Below are 1,911 nucleotides of genomic sequence, written 5' to 3'. Positions count from 1 at the left end.
GCCGGCAAGCCCAAACCCCACTTGATCACGTCGTTCTGGTTCGCGTTCGGGTCCCCCGAGGGGTCTCGCGCCCAGATCCACCGCCATCTGCGGCGCTACATGAACTGGATTCCGGCCGAATACGTCGACGCGATGGCGCCGATGACGGGCTGGGCCGGCAGCGAGGACGAGTTGCTGGACGTGTTGCGCGGCTTCGAGGCGATCGGCACCGACGAGGTCCAGCTGATCCCGACGAGCTCGGATGTCGATCAGCTTCGTCGCGCCGCGGACGTGGCGGCACGGCTGTAGCCTCCGGCGCTTCGCCGGGCGAACCGGCAAGCCTCAGGTCGCCGCTTTATCGGTCCGGCGCTCATCCTTCACGGCAGGCTCCTCCTGGGGTGGCTGCCCTTTGCGCAGCGTCTCCAGCAGCTCCCGGTACGGCCCCACGAGGTAGACGGTGTCGCCGCCGCGAAGCCACGCGTCCCGGCGTGGGTGCAACTCCAGGGGCGTGTCCCGGCGGGTGATCGCGATGACACGAGTCTGGGTGGACATCTCGAACATCCGCAGCCCGTCGAGTTCGCTACCGGCCGCGACGTGCATGGCGCCGACCATGAACGAACGCTGCCCGACCGAGAACGTCCCCAGCACCTGTAGGCCCATCGCGGCTCCGATGAACCAAGGCGCGGCCAGGTCGACTGTCGAGCGAACGTTCTCGAAACCGAATCGCTTGGCCACCGCATCGCCGAGGGTGCGGTCATAGATCCGCAGCACGATCGGCACGTCGGGCCGGTTGACCTCCGGCATCACCCGGGGACCGAGCATCTCGCGCAGCACAATTCCGGTCTCGATGTTGACCATGTCGTCCTGAGTCAGCACCGCGACGGCGCGGGCGCGGTCGACGCGGGCCGCTTCCAGCGTCTGGCGCAGCGTTGCGTCCCCGAAGATCACCGGCACGTCGAGTTCGTCCGCGGTCGACAGGAACCGGTTGTTCTCGTCACGCTCGATCACCGCGACGTCGTATCCGGCGGCGGTCAGATCACCGACGACGCGGCTGCCGAACGACCCCAGCCCGACCACGATGATGTGGTCGCGCAAATGGCGTGCCCGCCGGGCGCCGGCCGATTGGAGGAAGCGCCGGGAGAGCAGCAGGTCGGCCAGGAACGCGACGAGCAGCGCGGTGGTGGTCACGCCGGAGAACATCAGCCCGACGGCGAAAACCCGTAGCCACGCCGATTGGTGGAGGAACGTGAATTCGCCGAAGCCCACGGTGGTGATGGTCTCCGCGGTGAAATACATGGCGTCCAGCCAGGACAGCCGTGGCTTCGTATAGGAGAAGTGCACGATGACGGTCGAGGCGAGCAACAGACTGATCGCGAGCAGCATGGCGGGGAAGAGCATGGGATTGACGTCGTCGCGCATCGCCCGAGCAGCGTCCGAGATTCGCCGCATCCACGACTGGCGAGAGCGTGTCGCGCTCGGCCGGGGCGTCTTTATGCCGCGCGCGGCCAGCTCATCGGCGCTGCCGATCATGGCTGTCCAGTCACCGGCGCGCACCTCGTGGTCCCGTCCCGGACATGGCACCACCTCGGCGGGCGTAGCGGAATTCTCGCCGTGGATGACGGCTACCGGTGCCAGGTCGCCGTAGATCTCGCGAAGCGTCGCGTCGCGTGGTGCCTCGGCCCCCGACACCAGAAATTCGATCCCGGCCGCTTCGACCGGGTGCGTGTGGCTAGACAGGCAGGCCTCGACGACCGACGGCGCCGCGAGGTCGGCGACGTCCAGGATGGCGCCAGGACCGTTGTCGGCGGACACCGCTTTACGCAGCACGTCGTTGCCCAGGCGGGCGACCACGCGCACGTGGGGATTCGTTTTCCTTGCCAGTAAGGCGATTTCGAGATTCTTCGCGTCATCAGCACCCGCGCACACGATCGC

The 1,911-nt window shown here is 67.6% G+C and carries 1 protein-coding gene and 1 pseudogene; one reads left to right on the top strand and one right to left on the bottom strand.

Annotation, left to right across the window (positions count from 1 at the left end):
• A pseudogene (locus A5652_RS05875) lies at nt 1-288 on the top strand (LLM class flavin-dependent oxidoreductase); the annotation flags it as partial.
• A gap of 33 nt (nt 289-321) precedes the next feature.
• On the opposite strand, the gene A5652_RS05870 reads toward A5652_RS05875, so the two are convergent.
• A partial coding sequence (locus tag A5652_RS05870; protein WP_067347651.1) for an NAD-binding protein occupies nt 322-1,911 on the bottom strand: 1,590 nt, incomplete at its 5' end.

Origin of the sequence: Mycobacterium sp. 1165178.9, from assembly GCF_001673555.1 — a bacterium.
Taxonomy (GTDB): Bacteria; Actinomycetota; Actinomycetes; order Mycobacteriales; family Mycobacteriaceae; genus Mycobacterium.
Note: the sequence above shows the minus strand (reverse complement) of the source record. Positions and strands in the feature narration are given on the sequence as shown.